Annotated in this window: 17 protein-coding genes; 7 read left to right on the top strand and 10 right to left on the bottom strand. The window is 61.5% G+C overall.

The window, feature by feature from the left end; all coding sequences use genetic code 11:
- The first annotated feature begins 89 nt into the window (after positions 1-89).
- The 3 genes from ASD02_RS18795 (at position 90) to ASD02_RS18785 (ending at position 2,496) form a co-directional block, all read left to right on the top strand.
- Positions 90-971, top strand: a complete 882-nt coding sequence (locus ASD02_RS18795; RefSeq protein WP_057220698.1) for a helix-turn-helix domain-containing protein — start codon at positions 90-92, stop codon at positions 969-971.
- 592 nt (positions 972-1,563) lie between these two features.
- The gene (locus ASD02_RS18790) at positions 1,564-1,857 is read left to right on the top strand and encodes a hypothetical protein (protein WP_128090486.1); all 294 of its coding nucleotides are present in this window, start codon (positions 1,564-1,566) and stop codon (positions 1,855-1,857) included.
- A 78-nt stretch (positions 1,858-1,935) separates the two neighbouring features.
- Complete coding sequence (locus tag ASD02_RS18785; protein ID WP_057220697.1) at positions 1,936-2,496, top strand: type 1 glutamine amidotransferase domain-containing protein; 561 nt, start codon at positions 1,936-1,938, stop codon at positions 2,494-2,496.
- Positions 2,497-2,593: 97 nt separating this feature from the next.
- Here the strand turns inward: ASD02_RS18785 and ASD02_RS18780 are convergent, their stop codons facing one another.
- Both ASD02_RS18780 and ASD02_RS18775 read right to left on the bottom strand, forming a co-directional pair.
- Positions 2,594-3,601 carry an alpha/beta hydrolase-fold protein gene (locus tag ASD02_RS18780; protein WP_057214574.1) on the bottom strand — a complete coding sequence of 336 codons (1,008 nt, stop codon included), beginning with the start codon at positions 3,599-3,601 and terminating at the stop codon, positions 2,594-2,596.
- Between the two features lie 113 nt (positions 3,602-3,714).
- Positions 3,715-4,521 (bottom strand): alpha/beta hydrolase, encoded by an 807-nt coding sequence (locus ASD02_RS18775; RefSeq protein WP_057220696.1) that lies wholly within the window; start codon positions 4,519-4,521, stop codon positions 3,715-3,717.
- A gap of 361 nt (positions 4,522-4,882) precedes the next feature.
- Here ASD02_RS18775 and ASD02_RS18770 point away from each other — a divergent pair, with 361 nt between their 5' ends.
- Positions 4,883-6,373: a sensor domain-containing diguanylate cyclase gene (locus tag ASD02_RS18770; RefSeq protein WP_057214568.1), complete on the top strand. Its 1,491-nt coding sequence runs from the start codon at positions 4,883-4,885 to the stop codon at positions 6,371-6,373.
- Between the two features lie 158 nt (positions 6,374-6,531).
- Here the strand turns inward: ASD02_RS18770 and ASD02_RS18765 are convergent, their stop codons facing one another.
- Together ASD02_RS18765 and ASD02_RS38310 are read right to left on the bottom strand one after the other, a co-directional pair.
- Positions 6,532-6,873, bottom strand: a complete 342-nt coding sequence (locus tag ASD02_RS18765) for a GFA family protein (RefSeq protein WP_025428289.1) — start codon at positions 6,871-6,873, stop codon at positions 6,532-6,534.
- 282 nt (positions 6,874-7,155) lie between these two features.
- Complete coding sequence (locus tag ASD02_RS38310) at positions 7,156-7,320, bottom strand: hypothetical protein (RefSeq protein ID WP_156408417.1); 165 nt, start codon at positions 7,318-7,320, stop codon at positions 7,156-7,158.
- On the opposite strand from ASD02_RS38310, the gene ggt reads away from it, so the two are divergent.
- Positions 7,319-9,064, top strand: coding sequence for a gamma-glutamyltransferase (ggt, locus tag ASD02_RS18760; RefSeq protein ID WP_057220695.1), 1,746 nt, complete (start codon positions 7,319-7,321; stop codon positions 9,062-9,064). The genes ASD02_RS38310 and ggt overlap by 2 nt on opposite strands.
- Positions 9,065-9,090: 26 nt before the next feature.
- Here the strand turns inward: ggt and ASD02_RS18755 are convergent, their stop codons facing one another.
- A complete protein-coding gene (locus ASD02_RS18755) occupies positions 9,091-9,981 on the bottom strand; it encodes a LysR family transcriptional regulator (protein ID WP_057207350.1) in 891 nt (296 codons plus the stop codon).
- Positions 9,982-10,078: 97 nt separating this feature from the next.
- On the opposite strand from ASD02_RS18755, the gene ASD02_RS18750 reads away from it, so the two are divergent.
- A complete protein-coding gene (locus tag ASD02_RS18750) occupies positions 10,079-10,828 on the top strand; it encodes a sulfite exporter TauE/SafE family protein (RefSeq protein ID WP_057207406.1) in 750 nt (249 codons plus the stop codon).
- A gap of 110 nt (positions 10,829-10,938) precedes the next feature.
- Here the strand turns inward: ASD02_RS18750 and ASD02_RS18745 are convergent, their stop codons facing one another.
- The 5 genes from ASD02_RS18745 to ASD02_RS18725 all read right to left on the bottom strand — a co-directional run bounded on the left by ASD02_RS18745 (position 10,939) and on the right by ASD02_RS18725 (position 16,649).
- Positions 10,939-12,333 carry a CehA/McbA family metallohydrolase gene (locus tag ASD02_RS18745; protein WP_057207349.1) on the bottom strand — a complete coding sequence of 465 codons (1,395 nt, stop codon included), beginning with the start codon at positions 12,331-12,333 and terminating at the stop codon, positions 10,939-10,941.
- 15 nt (positions 12,334-12,348) lie between these two features.
- Positions 12,349-13,449 (bottom strand): ABC transporter ATP-binding protein, encoded by a 1,101-nt coding sequence (locus tag ASD02_RS18740; protein ID WP_057220694.1) that lies wholly within the window; start codon positions 13,447-13,449, stop codon positions 12,349-12,351.
- Between the two features lie 16 nt (positions 13,450-13,465).
- Complete coding sequence (locus ASD02_RS18735) at positions 13,466-14,296, bottom strand: carbohydrate ABC transporter permease (RefSeq protein ID WP_025428295.1); 831 nt, start codon at positions 14,294-14,296, stop codon at positions 13,466-13,468.
- Positions 14,296-15,204 (bottom strand): sugar ABC transporter permease, encoded by a 909-nt coding sequence (locus tag ASD02_RS18730; RefSeq protein ID WP_057214552.1) that lies wholly within the window; start codon positions 15,202-15,204, stop codon positions 14,296-14,298. The genes ASD02_RS18735 and ASD02_RS18730 overlap by 1 nt, the downstream gene beginning before the upstream one ends.
- A gap of 83 nt (positions 15,205-15,287) precedes the next feature.
- A complete protein-coding gene (locus tag ASD02_RS18725) occupies positions 15,288-16,649 on the bottom strand; it encodes an extracellular solute-binding protein (protein WP_057214549.1) in 1,362 nt (453 codons plus the stop codon).
- A 290-nt stretch (positions 16,650-16,939) separates the two neighbouring features.
- Here ASD02_RS18725 and ASD02_RS18720 point away from each other — a divergent pair, with 290 nt between their 5' ends.
- The gene (locus ASD02_RS18720) at positions 16,940-17,980 is read left to right on the top strand and encodes a LacI family DNA-binding transcriptional regulator (RefSeq protein ID WP_057220693.1); all 1,041 of its coding nucleotides are present in this window, start codon (positions 16,940-16,942) and stop codon (positions 17,978-17,980) included.

The following is a 17,980-nucleotide window of genomic DNA, read 5'->3' as shown; positions in this document are numbered from 1 at the left end:
CCTCCTTGAGTTTCGTCAAGACTAGGCATTGATTGTCGAGGCAGCCATGGACAGAATGCCAAAATGACTTGCACTTTTTCGGGTGGTTAATGGCCGACATCATTCCAAGCTTCTTTGTCTACGGCGAACCAGAACAACAGCTCGAACCGGGGTTCTTCCACGTCGAAACGGTGATGGCTCGGCGTGGACTGCATCAAGGGCGGGTCAGGGCCCATAAGCATGATCAACTTGCCCAGGTGACCTACTGGTTTCGCGGACGTGGGTCGTATTTCATCGAAGACAAGGTTTTGGACTTTTCCGCGCCAGCCGTCAGCTTCGTGCCGAGCGGTATCGTGCACGGTTTCTCCGTCGAACCGCTGGAAAGCGATGCTTTCGTAATATCGATCGCCGACGGCTTGATGCTGTCCGCCCGGGAGAGAACAGTCCTGGCGCTCGATGCGCCGATCATGGTTGCCGGCGCCCGGGACGACCGGCAGTGGCAGCGCCTATCGTCATTGATGGACATGATCGCAGAGGAGTACGGCACGGGAGCTTTCGGTACCCAGTCGATGATGGCATCGCTGGTATCGGCGATCCTGACGCAGATCGCGCGCCTTGCCACCGCCGCGCCATCGCCGTCGCAGTCCCCCGATATGATGCTCGCAACACAGTTGCGGCGCATGATCGATGCGCATTTTCGCGAGAACTGGACGGTTGGGCGCTATACGAGTGCTCTTGCGACCACCCCGCACCTGCTTGCCAAGGCCAGCAATGCCGCGTTCGGGATGCAGGTGAAGGAACTGATCAATGAGCGCCGGCTGCTGGAAGCCAAACGTCTGTTGCTTTTCACCGTTCGATCACTGGAAGATATAGCCTACGAGATCGGACTGAAGGATGCCGCCTACTTCTCCCGTTTCTTCCGCTTGCGTACCGGCATGGCGCCAAGCGACTGGCGACGGCTCAAGCTGGCGGACGCGATCGTGCCATCCTGATTACGACTTTGCCTATCTGTCCCGACAATGCGTTCATCCATGCTTCATTACGGACCGCCGAGTGGAAGAAATCCCGATCGGATCCGGCCCGACAAAGTGTCTTTGCCGTGCCGATCAAACAATTTCCGGGATAATCATGATTGGGCCTTGAAAACCCTGAGCCACTGACTATCTAGGGCATCACTACCCGTATCGATGGCGTCCTGCAGCGGCTAAGCCCGCGCGTTTGACGTTGTCCGGGTCAAGAAAAGGCGCTCCCCGTCAAGGGTCGAGCGCCTTTTCTATTTCGGGGCTCTCCCGCATCGGGCGGCGGCGGGCCTGCCGTTCGTCAGCTTGCAGGTGCTGTGGTCACGAGACGTCTGCCGCCCTTCGCGTTTTCCGGGCGGTGAACCGTGTTGTGATGGAACAAACGCGTTTCCGGTGTATTGTTGTTACGGGAGGCCCCAAGATGTCAGTCCGTCACCCGAAAGGCAGACGCACGTCCGCAATGCTGCTGCCGTCAGCGCAATGGCCACGTCACGCGGCGACGGCTCAGGCGCGCCGTGCCTGGCTTCACGCGCTGTTGGGACGACCGGAGCCGGAGGATCGCGTGTTGCGTGAGAGCCAGGTGGCAGATGCCGGCGACGGCGGGATTGTCAGCGCCGGGGTTTATTTTGACGAATCCACAACGGTGAACCGGCAGCCGCGTCCTCACGATTACAGTTCGGCAGTGTCAGCGCAACAAGCGCCGGCGTCTGCGGCAACCACCGACGTCGATGCTTCCGGCGGAGCCTTGTGGAACGCGCTTTTGGGCGACGACACATCCCACGGCATGCAGCGCTTCGCCAGGCTGATCGCCCTTTTCATCCTTCTTTCCGGGCTGGTGTTCTGGTTGCTTGCGCCCTGAAGGGCTTGCAGAAGGTCGGAACCATTTCATTCGCAGCCGGTTCTACCCCTGGGTTCACAAACCGGGAAGGACTTCGCCATGCCATCGATCGACACAGCCAAAATTCTGATCCTCGCTACCGACGGCTACGAGCGCTCGGAACTGCACGTCCCGCGCGACGAACTGTCAAAGCGCGGCGCCAAAGTGACCATCGCATCGCTGGAAAAACGGGCCATCAAGAGTTGGGACAAGGGCGACTGGGGCGACACCGTCGACGTCGACCTGACGGCAAAGGACGTGTTCGTGCGAGATTTTGATGCGCTTGTGCTGCCAGGCGGGCAGATCAACCCGGACCTGCTAAGGAAGAACCCCGACGCGATGCGCGTCGTCACCGATTTCGTGCAGTCGGGCAAGGTGGAGGCAGCCATCTGTCATGCGCCGTGGCTGCTTGTCGAAGCCGACGCCTTGAAGGGGCGCAAGGCAACGTCCTATGCCTCCATCCGCAAGGATGTCGAGAATGCTGGCGCGCAATGGGTCGATCTGAAGGTCGTCAGCGACCACGGTATCGTCACCTCCCGCTCGCCAGACGATCTCGACGCCTTTGTTGCCAAGATCGTCGAGGAGATCGAAGAGGGTCGCCACGATCGGCGTGCCGCTTAAACTCGACAGAAACGAGGGCGACCGCCATCAGGTATCGCCGCATCTCGAGACACCATGGCCGGCCGGCGTTTGCTTCCGGTCGGGCCATTGACGCTCGTTACTGCAGCGCCTTGGCAAGGAAGGGCAGGCTGACATCCATGCGGTAATCGACCGAATTGTGGTTGTCCTCGAACTCCTCATAGGTGTGTTCGATGCCGAGTTGCTTCAGCGTCCGATGGATGCGGCGATTGCCGTAGAGCAGATTGTACTGATCCACAGTGCCGCAATCCATGTAGAAGGCCTTGAGCTTGCCGATGTTGTGCCCATGGGTCTTGGCGAGCTCAACGGGATCGCACGCCATCCAATTCTGCCAGCGGTCGTCGATGAGCTCGCAGGTCTCCAGATCGACCGGGAGCCGCAGGCCTTTGAAGGCCTCGAGGTTGGGATCGGGGTCGTAGCTTGCCGCCTGGGCCAAAACGAGGAGGACGGGGATGTCCTCATCGGCATGTTTCTCCCGGGCCTCATAGGCTCGAAACCAGCTTTCAATCGAGAGATCATGCCGCGCAAGCGCGCGCAGCACCATGGGAAAGTCAGCCGCCATCAGGTCGAAGCCGGCGTCTCCGGAATGGCTCGCTGCCGCAGCCCAGACATCCGGCCGCCGGAAGGCGTGGGAGAACGCGCCGTAGCCACCCGAGCTTTTTCCAAAAACGCCGCGCCGTCCGGTGCCGCCGCAGCCGAAGCGGGTTTCGACTGCCGGAAGCATCTCGTCGATGAGGAAATCCTCCCAACGGCCGACGACCTCGCTGTTGACATATTGGTTGCCGCCAAGAGAAGTGAAGCAATCGGGAAAGGCGACGACCACCGGCGGCATCTGCCCGGTCGCAATCAGCCGGTCCAGGCGCTCCGGGACGTTCTCGAAGAAGGCTTTCCAGGCGGTGTGCAGTGGGCCGCCGGCCGTAAAGCCGACGAGATCGACGAGCAAAGGCAGGCCGGCGCCATCATGGTTTGCCGGGATATAGACATCGACGTCGCGGCGGCTCGGATCCCCGAGCCTGTTGCTTTTAAGCACGTCGCTGTCGACGCTGAGACGGGACACCGTGCCCTTGGGATAATCTGACTTCCGCATTCTTTCCTCCTGATCGCTCCCCGGTTGTATCGCGCGCAATCGACACGAGCCACCATTATCGTCGGTTTGAAGACGTCCCTTCGAAAGGACGGCTCTCGGGATCGCGTAGGGCGCTAGCGCAAGATGCTCGTCAAGAACGTCATCACGGCGCCATTGAAAACATCGGGACCCTGCAATGGGGCAAAATGGCTGAGACCGGGAAGGACGTGAAGCGTCGCGTCAGGTAGCGTTTTGGCGAGATAGGTCATGTGCTCCTGCTCGATGAATTCGTCAAATTCGCCAAGGACCGCGGCCACGGGCACGGAGATACCGGCAAGTGCTGCCGCTGACAGGTTGGGCTGTGTCCGCTGCATCGTTTCGACGGCTGCCGAGAGCGCGTCGAAATCACCTGGCGTCGCCGAGAATGCGGCGTAGTCCTTCTGATGTTGCTGCCAGATGCGGCCGATAACAGGCGTGAACACGAACGGTTTGGTGCCTGTATCGTCGACGTTGCAGGCGAAGAAGAAAATGCCGGCAACGCGCTCGGGCGTTTCTTGGGCGAGGATCAGGGCGGTATCGGCGCCATCGCTCCAGCCGACGATCGCGGCCTTCTCGATCCCTAGCCGATCCATGACGGCGCGGGTATCGGCGGCCATCAGCTGGTAGCTGTATTCACGTGCGTCGCGTGTGCTGCGGCCGTGGCCGCGGCTGTCGATGATGACAGCGCGATAGCCGGCTTCGACGATTGCCGGGACCTGATAGCCCCAGTTTCCGCTGTTTCCCATGCCACCATGCAGCAGGATGACTGCGGGGCCGGAACCATGGCTCGCATACCAGATGCGTGCGCCTTCGTTTTCGACGTAGCCATGTTCGTGCGGCTCCGGAAGCGATGGGATCCCGTGGCTTTCAACATAAGTCAGATCAAGGTCGCGAAAGGTCATTGGATATCCCATTCTGTTCCTGCGTGAACGCCGTGAGATAGAGACCGCCGCGATTGCTGCAAGGGTGGCGGGTCGGCGGTTCCGATGTCGGGGAGGTGATCTTGCTTAGGCAGATTACCGCTTTCACCTGAAGTTGGTCCGAAAACAATCACGCCGGCCACCGGCAGGTGGCGTGGGCGGTTGGAATAACATAGTCCTTTTCCAGTCGGGCTCGTCACTCTGCAGATTGGCAAGCAGCGAGGGGCGCGCGGCGATCTGCGGTTGAGGATTTAGGCATCTTTACTTAAAGACCGTTAGAATGCACTCAAAGGCGATGCGCCTTGCACGGAACCCTCTCCCCGCGAACCGAGATGGAACAGTAATGACAGGTTCTTCCGACACCAATATTTTTGATCTGGCGCCGATCGCGATGTGGATCGAGGATTTCAGCGGGGTCACAACGCAGTTCGATCGTTGGCGGGCCGAGGGCGTGGTCGATATCCGCGCCTATCTCAGAGAAGACTTGACGCGTGTCGCCGCCTGCTCCAGCCAAATTCGTGTCCTGCAGGTCAATCGCCGGACACTGGACCTGTTTGAAGCCAGGGATCTCGATCACCTCTCCGCGAACCTGTCGAAGGTCTTTCGCGATGAAATGCTCGACAGCCATGTCAATGAGCTTGCCGAATTGTGGGAGGGCAAGACCGAGTTCAGCAGCAGCGCGGTCAACTACACGCTGTCTGGCCGCAGGCTCGACATTCAGCTGCGCGGCTCGGTGCTACCAGGATACGAGAACACGCTCGGCCGGTTGCTGCTGACGACGGAAGATGTCACGGCGCGTGAGGAGGCGCGCCGCAACGAACTGGCCAACCGCCGTTACGCCGAAGGTATCTTCGAGCATTCGCCGGTGTCGTTGTGGGTCGAGGACTTCAGTCGCATCAAGTTGCTGCTCGAGGATGTCCGTCATCGAGGGATCGTCGATTTTCGCGTGTTCACGGACGTCCATCCGGAGTTCGTGCGCCAGTGCATGAGCGAGATCAGGGTCATCGACATCAACCAGGCGACGCTCGACCTGTTCTGCGCGCCGGATCGGAACACGTTGCTGCAGCGTCTCGGCGACATTTTCCGCAACGAGATGGAGAAGCACTTCAAGGAGCAGTTGATCGAGCTGTGGAACGGCAATCTTCTGCACCACCGCGAGGTGGTCAATTATGCGCTCGACGGTTCCGAGCGCCACGTCCTGCTGCAATTCTCCGTGCTTCCGGGCCATGAAGGCGACTGGTCGCTGGTCCAGGTGGCGTTGACCGATATCACCGCACGCAAGAAGGCCGAGGCCTATCTCGAATATCTCGGCAAGCATGACGTGCTGACCAAGCTGCACAACCGCGCCTTCTACATGGACGAGCTGAACAGGCTGGAGCGCAAGTCGCTTCGCCCGGTCTCGGCCATCGTCATCGATCTTGATGGCCTGAAAGCGGCCAACGACCAGCTTGGCCACGACGCCGGTGATGCCCTCCTGCGCCGGCTCGGCGAAGTGTTGAACGGTGCGGTGTCGCAGCCCAACCATGCCGCCCGCATCGGCGGCGACGAGTTCGCCATCCTGATGCCGGGTGCCGACCGGCTGGCAGCGGCCACCATGGTCGAGACGATCAACGAACTGTTGAAGATCAACAACCAGTTCTATTCCAACGCTCCCCTCAGCATATCGCTCGGCGTTTCGACCAGCGATACCGGCGAATCGATGGAGGCGCTGGTCAAGCGAGCGGACCTCAGCATGTACGAGCAGAAGCGGGCGCGATACGCCACAAAGGAGAGCCGTGACGCCCAATATGCCAAGGCGGCCAGCGAGCGTGGCGGCGCAGCCTCGGCGGCCTAGCACCGTTTCTGCAGGACGGTCGTGCAGGCAAGGCGCCCCACAGCGCCGCGCGTCTTATTAGACGCGCAAATGTCGCTGTAGCACTTTGGATTGCTGCATGTTTTTATCCTCAAGTCGAATAGGATTTAAGGAAACATGCAGTAGGAAGAGAGTGGCACCTACCATCTGGCGCCGTCGATGAGCCGGTGGGGTATGTCTTCCCAGACGGATCGATCGAACAGGCGCATGTTGACACCCATGCGCGTCGCGTCAGTGCCGATCGGCGACCAATGGGTGGTGCAACCGCAGGTGCCGCAATGGTGCATCGTCAACGTGGCATCGCCTTGGACGTAGCCGACGAGCTTGCCCTGCGGGTCGCTGATCGAAACCTCTTCTGCGTTGTAATAGCCCCAAAGCGTGCCTAGTCTTGAACACAGCGAACAGTTGCAGCTGCCAAGTGTGTCAGGGCGGACACGGACGGAAAGGCGAACCGACTTGCAATGGCAATGGCCTTCGATCATGCGACCTTCTTCCCGTTTAGTGTCCTCGTGCAGAAATCCGGATGCGGATGATACCAGATCCCTGGAGCGAACTGTCACAGCCACGGTTCTTCATGGCAATGGCAAAAATTTGGTGGTCGCTAGGATGCGGTCATCGGCTGCACTCCGGCTTGTCGCGACCCGGTACTCACTGGGGTAGCGTCGCTGCAATGACAGAGCAATGGTAAGCCGATCGTCTTCGCATTCGAATTGTTCGCCGATCATGATCGTCAGGCGGCGATTGCCCGTGCCGTCCGCACATGTCTATACTCCGGCCAAGGCTTCAATTTCTGAACAAGCCTCAGCCCGCCCGATGGCCGGACTGTTGTCCGCCGCCTGATGCGTGGTGCCTTTGCGAACTTCGATGCCGCCGCCCTTAATCGAGGGCGTCAATTGCCAGCAAAACCTGTTGTCGCGGGAGAAAAGCATGCGCAGTTCCTGCCTGAATGTTCTTTCCTTCACCCTTATCGCCGCACTCGGCTCGGTTTCGCCATCGGCCGTCAGGGCCGCCTCGCCGGAGCCGGTCAAAGCCGAGCACGGCATGGTCGTCACCGCCCAGCATCTGGCGTCGGACATCGGCGTCGAGGTCCTGAAAAAGGGCGGCAACGCCGTCGATGCTGCCGTTGCCGTCGGCTATGCGCTTGCAGTGCTCTATCCGACCGCCGGCAATATCGGCGGCGGCGGCTTTATGACGATCCGTTTCAAGGACGGCAAGACCACCTTCCTCGATTTTCGCGAGCGGGCGCCCGCTGCTGCGACCAAGACCATGTATCTCGATGACAAGAAGCAATTGGTCGATGGCCTGAGCACCGAAGGATATCTGGCCGTCGGCGTTCCTGGGCCGGTGATGGGCTTCGAAGTCGCGCGAAGCCGCTATGGTACGCGTCCGCTGAAAGAGCTGATCGCGCCTGCCATCGTCCTTGCCAAGGACGGCTTTCGGCTGGAGCAGGGCGATGTCGATTCCTTTGACGGCGAAACCGAAAGGCTGGCCAAGGACCCGGCAGCGGCAGCAATCTTTCTGAAGCCCGACGGAAAACCCTTTGCCGTCGGCGAGACACTGGTCCAGGCGGATCTCGCCGCCTCGCTTACAAGCATCTCCGAAAAGGGAACCGACGCCTTCTACAAGGGGGCGATCGCCGACGCCATCGTCAAGGCAAGTGCTGACAAGGGCGGCATCCTCGCCAAGAAGGATTTCGAGCAATACGCCGTGCGCGAGCTTGAGCCGGTCAAATGCAACTATCGTGGTTATGACATCGTCTCTTCGCCGCCGCCGTCTTCCGGAGGCGTCATCATCTGCGAGATCCTCAACATTCTCGAGGGCTATCCGCTCTCCTATCTCGGCTACGGCTCGGCCGAGACCGTACATGCGATGATCGAGGCCATGCGCCATGCCTATGTCGATCGCAACACGACGCTTGGAGACCCCGATTTCGTCGAGAACCCGGTCGCCAAACTGCTCGACAAGGCTTACGCGGCCGAGATCCGCGGCAGGATCGACCCGTTCAAGGCTGGCGTCTCGCAGGCGCTGATGCCGGAGGGGTTCGCAGAAAGCAAGGAGACCACCCACTATTCGATCATCGACGACGAGGGCAACGCGGTCGCCGTTACCTATACGCTGAACGGTTCTTTTGGCGCCGGCGTGGTCGCTCCAGGAACCGGAATTCTGCTCAACAACGAGATGGACGATTTCACAGCGAAGCCGGGTGCTCCCAATCTTTACGGGCTCGTTCAGGGCGAGGCGAACGCGATCGCACCGGGCAAGACACCGCTTTCATCGATGAGCCCGACCATCGTCTCCAAGGACGGCAAGCCGTTCATGGTGATCGGCAGCCCCGGCGGAGCGCGCATCATTACGATCACGCTCGAGGCGATCCTCAACGTGGTCGATCACGGCATGAATATTCAGGAGGCCGTCGACGCGCCGCGCATCCATCATCAGTGGCTACCGGACAAAGTGTTCATGGAGCCCTACGCCCTTTCGCCCGATACGCGCAAGCTTCTCTCGGAGATGGGCCATGATGTGCAGATCGACAAGAGCTGGAGCATCTGGGGGCAGGCGACCGGCATCCTTGTTGGCGGCGAAAGCCTGGCCGAAATCAAGGACGGCGGTGGCGCCCGCTACAACGGTGCGGTCGACAGTCGCATCGGCGCGGGTGCTGCCAGAGGCTACTGATCGACCGCCACGGGTCGCCTCGACGGTCAGTCCGGCTTGAAATTGCCGAGATGCTCGACCAGGTCGCGGGCGAGCGGCGAGAGGTCTTCATCCGGCCGCAGGCAGATCGACAGGCGACGCGTCGCCCACTTGTCGGTCAGGCGGAGGGCGGAAATCGCCGTGCGACGGCATCGGCGCGCAGCTGTCTGCGGGACGATGCCGACACCGACATCCTGTGCAGCCAGACCGCAGACATCCTCGAAGCTGCGCACGCGCAGGCGGTAGCTCATCCGGCGGCCGATGCGGGTCGCCTGGCCCTCGATATGGGCCTGCAGGGCACTGCCTTCCGCAAGGCCGACGAAGGCGTGGTCGAGCAGATCCGTGAAGCTGATCTGTCTTGTTTCTGCAAGAACATGGTTCTTGGCGACCACGGCAACCAGCCGGTCGATCGCGAAGGGGATGAGGCGCAGGCCGGTCGCGTCGACGGCATCCGAGATGATGCCGATCTCAGCCCGGCCACCTGAGACGGCCTTGACGATGTCCGCGCTCTGGCGCTCCTTCAGGTCGATATCGGTTTGCGAGTGGGCGCGAAGCCAAGGCCCAAGACGGCCGGGCAGGAACTCGGTGATCGCGGCGGTGTTGGCGAGAAGGCGAATGCTCGCCCGCAATCCCCTGGCGTATTCGCCGAGCTCCCCATGCATATGCTCCATCTGGCGCAGTACGAGCCGGGCATGATGGGCGAGCGCATCGCCGGCGGCGGTCGTGGATACGCCCCTGCGGCCGCGCGCCAGAAGTTTTACGCCGCCGTTCTCCTCCATGCCGCGCAGCCGCTCGCTGGCGGCGGCCAGGGAGAGGTTCGCGACCCCGGCGCCGTGGGTGATGCTGCCTGCCTCGACGACGGCAAGAAACAGGCGAAGGTCGATCAGATCGAAGCGCATGCCGGCACGATAGCGGCAAATGTGCCTTCGGCATAGCCGAAGCCAACCTGCGGATCATCCGCATTGCGCTGTCGCAATGCTTCATGACTTTAGAGCCATGATCGAACTCTCCACATGGCTCACCGGCGCAATTGCTGCCGCCTTTTTCCTCGCCGGCGTGGTCAAGGGCGTGACGGGTATGGGGCTCCCCACCGTCGCCATGGGCGCGCTCGGTGCGCTGTTGTCGCCGATTACGGCCGCCAATCTGCTGATCCTGCCGTCCCTCGTGACAAATGTCTGGCAACTGCTGGCGGGTCCGGCCCTCGGCCCGCTCATGCTGCGGCTCTGGCCGATGATGCTGGCGATCGGCATCGGTACCATCCTCGGCACGGCTCTTCTCGCGGGCGGCGATACGGCCCTGTCGACAGCCATGCTCGGGACGGCGCTTGTGGTCTATGCCGGATATACGCTCATGGCGCGCCCGTTCTCAGTGCCGGCAAGGGCCGAGGTGTGGTTGTCTCCGCCTATCGGCATGATTACGGGCGTGGTCACCGGCTGCACCGGCGTCTTCGTCATGCCGGCGGTGCCGTATCTGCAGGCCCTTGGTCTGGAGAAGGACGACCTGATCCAGGCGCTCGGCCTCTCCTTTACCGTGTCGACGATGACGCTTGCGGCAGGTCTGCTGTGGCGTGGGGCGTTGGAGGCCGACAACCTGCTCCTGTCGGTGGTTGCCATCGTGCCGGCGCTGGCCGGCATGTGGGCCGGGCAGGCGATCCGCCGTCTGGTCAGCCCGACCACGTTCCGCCGGTGGTTCCTGGTCGGTCTGCTGCTTCTTGGCGCGGAGCTGGCCCTGCGACCCTTTTTCTAGCCCTAGAGCGTTTCCGATTTAAACGGAGTCACGGAAACGCTCTACCTCTTTGTTTCCAAGCATTTCCTAACGGAAAACCGCTTCGCACTTTTCCTGGAAATGCTCTCCGATCACGCCACATAGATCGGATTGCTGATGGCGCGGCGCACGGTCTGTAGTTGCAGTTCCACTTCGGTTAATTGCCAGGGCAACCCGCCGCCAAGGGCCGCGGTGAAATCGCCGATTATCTGCGGCCGGCTCTTCTCTGCTGCGATTTCGGCGCGCAGGAACAGGCTCGGCCGCCCGGAGAATTGTCCGACCCAGCGGTCGTCTTCGATGAGTTGATCGGCAATCTGCCCTGTCGCGTCGAACCAGAGTAGCCGATCGCCTTTTGCTCCGTGAACGTCGGCCTTCGCGTCGACGGGCCCTCGGATCGTCGAGCCCATCGGCTGGCCATCGACCGAAAGTGCCAAATGCGGTCCATCAGGGCTCTCGGTGATATAGCCAAGCCCGGTCTTCATCGCGGCGAGGATCGCGTTTTCAGAAAGTTCGTCGAGCCACAGCACCGTCGTCGGTCGCGCAAGCACGAGCGGCCCTTCGGGCATCAGCCGGGCCGGCTGGTGGAAGTCGCTGCCGCCGATTGCCGAGATTTTCTTGCCCGAAGCCAGCCGCTGCTGATATCGGCCGAGCGATACCCAGTTCCAGGCCATCCAGTGCGATTGCCAGACTTCCATGCAGTCGATCTCCGGCACGTCGTAATCCCAGGGGATCGTCGGCTTGTCGTGGTTGATCGACAGCATGCCGCCGCGCTCATGCACCATGTCGGCAAGCGTGTGCCCATGTTCGGGCCGGGTCATGCGGAAATCGATCCAGTCGTCGACGCCAAAGACGTTGGCATGGCCGACTGCGGTCGTCACCTCCATCGCACGCACAAAGACGAGGTCGGCGGACGAGTTGGGATGGAAATAGCGGCGCTGGCTGATGGTGTTGTGGTCGGCGACGGCGAGAAAGTCGAGCCCGGCCTGCTTGGCGGCTGCGTGCAGCAATTCGGGCGAGCCTGCCGCATCGGAGTGGAAGGTGTGACAGTGCAGATCGCCGCGATACCAGCCGGCCGCCTTCCTGACGGGGAAGGTGCGCGCGGGCTGCGGTTCGAGCGCGAGAGGCGCATTGTCATGGCTGAACGTCAGCGTGACATCGGCACCTTCTGGCGGAAGCTTGTAAAGGCCGAGCATGACCTGCCAGCGACCGGCAGGCATCTCCCCGTGGATGTAGCCGGGCGTGGCGTCGTCCGTTGCGACGAAAAAGCGGTCGCGGGCGCCGCCGCTCCAGCCGCGAAAGCCGGCGCGGGTCGGATAATCGGTCGCGCGCGGATCAAGCATGCCGAGATCGATGATGCAATCTTCCGCTTTTGCATGGGCCATGGTGACATCGATGCGCGTCGTGCCCTCGGGCACGTCGAAGGGCACGTAAAAGTACGGGTTGGCGGCCTGGTCGGCGCGTGTCACGTGAACGGTGGTCGTCATCATTTGCAGCAGTCCGGACTATTCGCCAAGGACGGGAATGCGGGCGCCGGTGCTGTCGAACAGCGTGACGTGTTCGGCGTCGAAGGAAAGTCGCACCGTCTTGTCTACCCTGATCTCGTCGTCGGTAAAAATGCGGGCCGTGACGCGGCCGGCATCTTTCCGCTCGATCGTCACCAGGCTTTCCGGCCCCATGTTCTCGTTGGCGAAAAGCTCGCCGGTGATGATGTTGCCGTCGTCGGGACGGGCAATGCGCAGATGCTCCGGGCGAACGCCGAGCGTTATCGTTTTGGCGCCGACCGCCTTTGCGATGGCGTCGGAAACCGGCAGTGCCGCGACCGACAGCCCCTCGGCGCGAAGCTGCAGCTTTCCGTCGATGATTGCAGCCTGCGCCGGCACGAGGTTCATCGGCGGGTTGCCGACGAAATTGGCAACGAAGGTGGTGGCCGGGCGCCGATAGATCTCGATCGGCGGCGCGAACTGGACGATCCGGCCCTTGTCCATGACCGCGATGCGGGTGGCGAGCGCCATCGCTTCCGCCTGGTCGTGGGTGACGTAGACGGCGGTCATGCCCATGTCGCGCTGCAGGTGGTTGAGAAACCCGCGTGCTTCCAGGCGCAGCTTGGCGTCGAGGTTGGAGAGCGGCTCGTCGAAGAGATAGACCTGGCTCGGATAGACGAGCGCGCGCGCCAGCGACGTGCGCTGCTGCTGGCCGCCGGAGATCTGGCTCGGCAGGCGCTTCATCAGATCGCCGATCTTCAAGACGTCGGCGACCTCCCTGGCGCGGGCATGACGCTTGTCCTCCGCCTCGCCGCGCACCTTCAGCGGATAGGCGATGTTGTCGGCAAGATTCATGTGCGGATAGAGTGCATAGTCCTGAAAGACCATGGAGATCTGCCGATCCTTCGGGTGCAGGTAGGTCACGTCCTTGCCGCCGATCAGCACCTTGCCGGAGGACGGCGTTTCGAGCCCGGCGATCATGCGCAGGCTCGTCGTCTTGCCGCAGCCGGATGGTCCGAGCAGGCAGACGAACTCGCCGTCAGCAATCGAGAAGCTGATATCGGGCAGGGCGTTGAATGCGCCGAAGCTCTTGGAAACGTTCTGGAATTCGACAGAGGCCATGAGACTGGTTTTCCGATTACGACTTGATGCCACCGAAGAACCGGAAACCGAATTTCCAGTTCACGAAGAGGTAGAGCGCGATGACGGGGAGCGAATAGATGAGTGAGTAGGCGGCAAGCAGTGTGACGATCGGCGTGCCGGCCTCGGAATAGAAGGAATAGATGGCGACGGAGGCGGGCATCAGGCTGTCGCTGCGCAAGAGGATGAAGGGGATCAGGAAGCTTCCCCAGATGTTGACGAAAGCCCAGACGACGACCACGACGATACCCGGCCGGATCACCGGCAGGGCGACGTCGAAGAACGCCTGCAGTGGAGAGGCGCCTGCAACCATCGCGCTTTCTTCATAGGAGCGCGGGATGGCGTCGATGAAGTCGCGCAGGATGAACATGGCTGTCGGCAGTAGCCCACCGGCAAAGACGAGAATGACGGCGAGATGCGTGTCGATCAGTCCGGCCGCAGAAACGATCAGGAAGATCGGCACCATCGCGGCCGAGCCGGAGACCACTGACGAGAACAGCAAGAGCACATAGGTGACTGCGCCTTTTCCGGGGATTGGCGAGCGGGAAAGCGCATAAGCCGCAAGCGTTGCTGCCGCGCCGACGAGGACGACGCCGCCGAAGGCCTGCACCAGGCTGTTGAACAGCGCCTGCATGGCGAAGGTGTTCTGAAACACCGTAGCAAAATTGGCGAACGTGAAGGGTTCCGGGATGGCAAGGCCGAGTTCGGCGCGGGCGTTGAACGGCGCGAAGAGGAACCAGACGAGCGGTAGCGCGAAGATGGTGCCGAGCAGGGCGGCGACCACCGAAAAGCCCATGCGGCGGAAGTAGATACGGGAAGAGAAAGGCATCATTCGGCCTCCGCCGGCTTCTTGTGGGCAAGCCTCAGATAGACGAGTGCGAAAGCCAGGTTGATGAGCATGATGACCACGCCGACGGCCGCGCCCTTGCCGAACTCGAAATCCTTGAAGGCGATGCGGTAGGTGTAGATCGACAACAGTTCGGTCCGGTAGGACGGCCCGCCATTGGTCAGAAGGAACGGCGTGAAGACATTGAAGGTCCACATGGTGATGAGGATCAGATCGGTGACCACATGGCCGCGGATCAGCGGCAGGGCGATATCGCGCAGCTTCTGCCAGGAGGTTGCGCCGGCGACATCCGCCGCCTGGAAATAGCTCGGCGGGATCGACTGGAATGCCGAGTTGAACAGCATCATCGAGAAGGCAGCCCCCCGCCAGGTGTTGAAGAACACGATGACCCAGAAGGGCTGCTGCAGCAGCCAGTCTCCCGGCGGCAGGCCGAGACCGCGCATGATCATGTTCAGCGTTCCGCTGTCATAGTCGAGGAATGCGAACCAGGCGAAGCCGATGACCACTTCCGGCAGGATCCAGGCGGCAATGACGGTCGTCTGCAGAAAGGACTTCATACCGGGCGACACGGACTGGCTGAGCCAGGCGAGGATCAACCCGAGCAGCGCCTGGCCGATGAGTGCGGAGAGCAGCACGAACTGGATCGTCAGGATCAGCGAAAAGCCGAACTGGCCGCGGGTGAAAAAGGTGGCAGGATTGAAGAGGGTGAAATAGTTCTGGAGACCCACGAAATCCGGGTCGAGCGCGGTCCGTCCAAGCAATGTCCTGTTGGTGAAGGAAACGAAGATCACCCAGAAGAAGGGGATGATGACGAAAACACCGACCAATGCCGTTGCGGGAGCCAGAAAAAGGGCGCCCGCCCGCGTGGACAGCAGCGAGAATTTCTTCATGCGTTGAGTTTCCCATTGCAGGGCAAAGCGGTTCGGCAAGATCACCGGCCGGCCGATCGGCCGACCGGTGATATCAGGCCCGATCAGAGACGGCTGACCGTGTTCTCTTCACCGACGATGGCGATCACGGCGGCCTTGTACTGGGCCATCGCGTCTTCCGGCGACAGTTCGCCCGAGACGACGCTTTCGGTCATGCGCTGGATCTCGGTCGAGACCTTGTTGTAGTTGGCGTCATTGGGACGTGCCGTGGTGATGGGCAGCAGGACCTCGGCGGTCTCGGTCAGGAACGGCGAGTTGGGGATGGTGACGTCGTTTCGAATGCGGATCGCCGGCTGGATCTCCTGGAAGGCGGTGAGCTGCTCCTGGCTGTTCATGAAAGACAAGAGCTCCCAGGATTCCTTCGGGGCGTCGGTATGCGGGTTGATGACGAAGCCGGTGCCGCCGGACATGGTGACGAAGTCCTGGCCGCGCAGGCCCTTGCCTGGTTGCGCCGCCGGCATCTTCTTCCAGGTCATGACATTGTCACGGTCGGCGACCGCGAACTCGGCGTCCGGTGCGGTGACGGAACGATAGAACCAGTCGCCCTCCACCAGCATGGCGGTCTTGCCGTCGCGGAAGTTGGCGAAGGTGCGATTGCGCCCGTCGGCCAAGAGCTGGGCGCGCTGGTCGCCGAGCTTGTCGTCGACATAGATGGTCTTGTAGAGCTTCAGTGTATCGAGGATGCCCTGGCTGGAGACGATGTATTTGCCGGCATCGTCTGTGACCTGCTCGCCGGTGCCGAGCAGCGCCATCCAGTAGCCCTGCATGGTCGTGGCCTCGCCCATGGAGACGCCGGCATTCAGCTGCAGCGGGAAGGAATCCGGCGCCGCCGCCTTGATCTTGCGCGCGGCGTCGAGCAGTTCGTCCCAGGATTTCGGCTGCCACGCCGCCGCGTCGAGGCCCGCCTTCTGGAACAGGTCCTTGCGCACGAAGATCATGCGCGCGTCGGTGCCGAGCGCGATGCCGTAAGGCTTGCCCTGATAGCTCATCAACGCCTTGGTGCCGTCGGAAATGTGGCTCCAGCCTTCCCAGGCATTGACGTCGGCGCCGGCCACTTCTTCAAGCGATTTCAACAGCCCGCCCTGGACGAAGCTCGGGATCAGGAAGCCATCGAAGCCGGAGACATCCGGGCCAGCCCCGGTGGAGAAGTCAAGCGCGAGCTGCTGTGTCAGCTGCTCGTCCTCGCCGCCGAACTGATTGAGCTTGACGGTGACGTCCTTGCCTTCGGCCTTCATCTTGGCGGTAAAGGCCGGAATGACCTTGTTTTCGATCCACTCGGCCATGCCGCTGTTGACCCCGCCGACAACGCATCGGCAGGTGATGTTGAGCTCGGTTGCCATCGCCGGCCCGGACAGGGCCATGATGGCCGCCGCGCTCAGCAAATATGACTGAATCCTTCTGCGCATTGAAACTCCTCCCACGGTGGTCCGGTTCTCCGGACCGTTTCGGCTGCGGTGCATCCGGGCTGGAATCGGCCTCCTCCGGTCAATCCCATCCCGTCTGGACTTAAGAATGAACACGCTTTCATTTTTGTCAACACGCCATGAAGTGGATTCTGGTGACGAGGCTTATACGTGTTCATGCTCTTCGGGTTTTGCCGTCTATGAGGTGATTTCTACTGATATCTTGACGGAAGCGCGATCATTGGTGCAGGTTGAATTGAACACGTTTTCATTTTTGCGCAGAGCACTACCCCATGAGCGAGAAAACCGACAGGAAAGCAGGACGCGCCACGGCCGATCTGGTGGCACGAGAGGCCAATGTCTCGCGCGTCGCTGTCTCGCGCGCCTTCAATCCGAATGCGTCCCTGAAGCCGGAGAAGCGAGATCGCATCCTGAAGGTGGCACGTGAGCTGAACTATACGCCTGACATGGCCGCGCGTTCGCTGGTAACCAGGCGCTCGCATCTCGTCGGCATGATCGTTCCCGATGTCTGCAGCCCCTGGGAAAGCCAGGAGATCGACGCCTTGACGACCGCGCTGCAGGCAGAGGGCTTCGCCACGCTTCTGTTCAAGGCGAAGGCCGACTTCAGCATGGATCCGATGCTGCTGACCTATATGCGCGGCTTCAATCCCGACTCCGTCATCGCCTTTACCGAGAATATCGAGCCTGATGTTCTGAGCGGCTTTCTCGATCGTGCCGTTCCGATCTACGTGATCTATGACGACGCGGATGCGTTTGCCGGCAGGGCGTCCGAAACACTCTATGACCGTCTTCTCGTGCGGCAGAAGGACGGCATCGAACAGGCAATCGCCTTGCTGCAAGGCTATGGTGCCCGTCGCATCGCCTATCTCGGCGGCAAGAGGCAGTCTCTTGCCAATACGGAACGGGAAAGGATGATCGCGCAGGTGCTGGCCGAGCGCGGCATGGCGCCGCCGGTTATCGTCCCCGGTGACTACACCTACGACACCGCCTATCGCTCGACGCTTGATCTCTTCCGGGTCGGATCCGGCGCCGACGCGATCTTTGCGGCCAACGACGTCGGGGCGTTCGGCGCGATCGATGCCCTCAGGCACGAACTCGGCCTTTCAGTGCCTGGCGATGTCAAGGTCGTCGGTTTCGACGACATCCCGCAGGCACATTGGAAAAGTTACAATTTGACCACCGTCCGCATCGATCTCGACGATCGCGTTCGCGCCCTTGTCCGGTTGATCCTTCGACGTCTCAAGACGCCGGATGCCGACCCCCTGGTCGAAACCTTGACCACCCGCCTCGTCGTTCGCGGCACCGTCGGCTGA

This window comes from Ensifer sp. Root1252 (assembly GCF_001425885.1).
Lineage (GTDB): Bacteria > Pseudomonadota > Alphaproteobacteria > Rhizobiales > Rhizobiaceae > Ensifer > Ensifer canadensis.
This window is presented reverse-complemented; position numbering and strand designations above follow the sequence as displayed.

What these genes read in the sequence shown, in the direction of transcription:
- ASD02_RS18755 (WP_057207350.1), bottom strand. Translation starts at nt 9,981, where the DNA reads ATGCGCTTCGATCTGATCGACCTTCGCCTGTTTCTTGCCGTCGTCGAG.
- ASD02_RS18785 (WP_057220697.1), top strand. Translation starts at nt 1,936, where the DNA reads ATGCCATCGATCGACACAGCCAAAATTCTGATCCTCGCTACCGACGGC.
- ASD02_RS18730 (WP_057214552.1), bottom strand. Translation starts at nt 15,204, where the DNA reads ATGAAGAAATTCTCGCTGCTGTCCACGCGGGCGGGCGCCCTTTTTCTG.
- ASD02_RS18720 (WP_057220693.1), top strand. Translation starts at nt 16,940, where the DNA reads ATGAGCGAGAAAACCGACAGGAAAGCAGGACGCGCCACGGCCGATCTG.
- ASD02_RS18780 (WP_057214574.1), bottom strand. Translation starts at nt 3,601, where the DNA reads ATGCGGAAGTCAGATTATCCCAAGGGCACGGTGTCCCGTCTCAGCGTC.
- ASD02_RS18770 (WP_057214568.1), top strand. Translation starts at nt 4,883, where the DNA reads ATGACAGGTTCTTCCGACACCAATATTTTTGATCTGGCGCCGATCGCG.
- ASD02_RS18750 (WP_057207406.1), top strand. Translation starts at nt 10,079, where the DNA reads ATGATCGAACTCTCCACATGGCTCACCGGCGCAATTGCTGCCGCCTTT.
- ASD02_RS18765 (WP_025428289.1), bottom strand. Translation starts at nt 6,873, where the DNA reads ATGATCGAAGGCCATTGCCATTGCAAGTCGGTTCGCCTTTCCGTCCGT.
- ASD02_RS18775 (WP_057220696.1), bottom strand. Translation starts at nt 4,521, where the DNA reads ATGACCTTTCGCGACCTTGATCTGACTTATGTTGAAAGCCACGGGATC.
- ASD02_RS38310 (WP_156408417.1), bottom strand. Translation starts at nt 7,320, where the DNA reads ATGCTTTTCTCCCGCGACAACAGGTTTTGCTGGCAATTGACGCCCTCG.
- ASD02_RS18725 (WP_057214549.1), bottom strand. Translation starts at nt 16,649, where the DNA reads ATGCGCAGAAGGATTCAGTCATATTTGCTGAGCGCGGCGGCCATCATG.
- ASD02_RS18740 (WP_057220694.1), bottom strand. Translation starts at nt 13,449, where the DNA reads ATGGCCTCTGTCGAATTCCAGAACGTTTCCAAGAGCTTCGGCGCATTC.
- ASD02_RS18795 (WP_057220698.1), top strand. Translation starts at nt 90, where the DNA reads ATGGCCGACATCATTCCAAGCTTCTTTGTCTACGGCGAACCAGAACAA.
- ggt (WP_057220695.1), top strand. Translation starts at nt 7,319, where the DNA reads ATGCGCAGTTCCTGCCTGAATGTTCTTTCCTTCACCCTTATCGCCGCA.
- ASD02_RS18745 (WP_057207349.1), bottom strand. Translation starts at nt 12,333, where the DNA reads ATGATGACGACCACCGTTCACGTGACACGCGCCGACCAGGCCGCCAAC.
- ASD02_RS18735 (WP_025428295.1), bottom strand. Translation starts at nt 14,296, where the DNA reads ATGCCTTTCTCTTCCCGTATCTACTTCCGCCGCATGGGCTTTTCGGTG.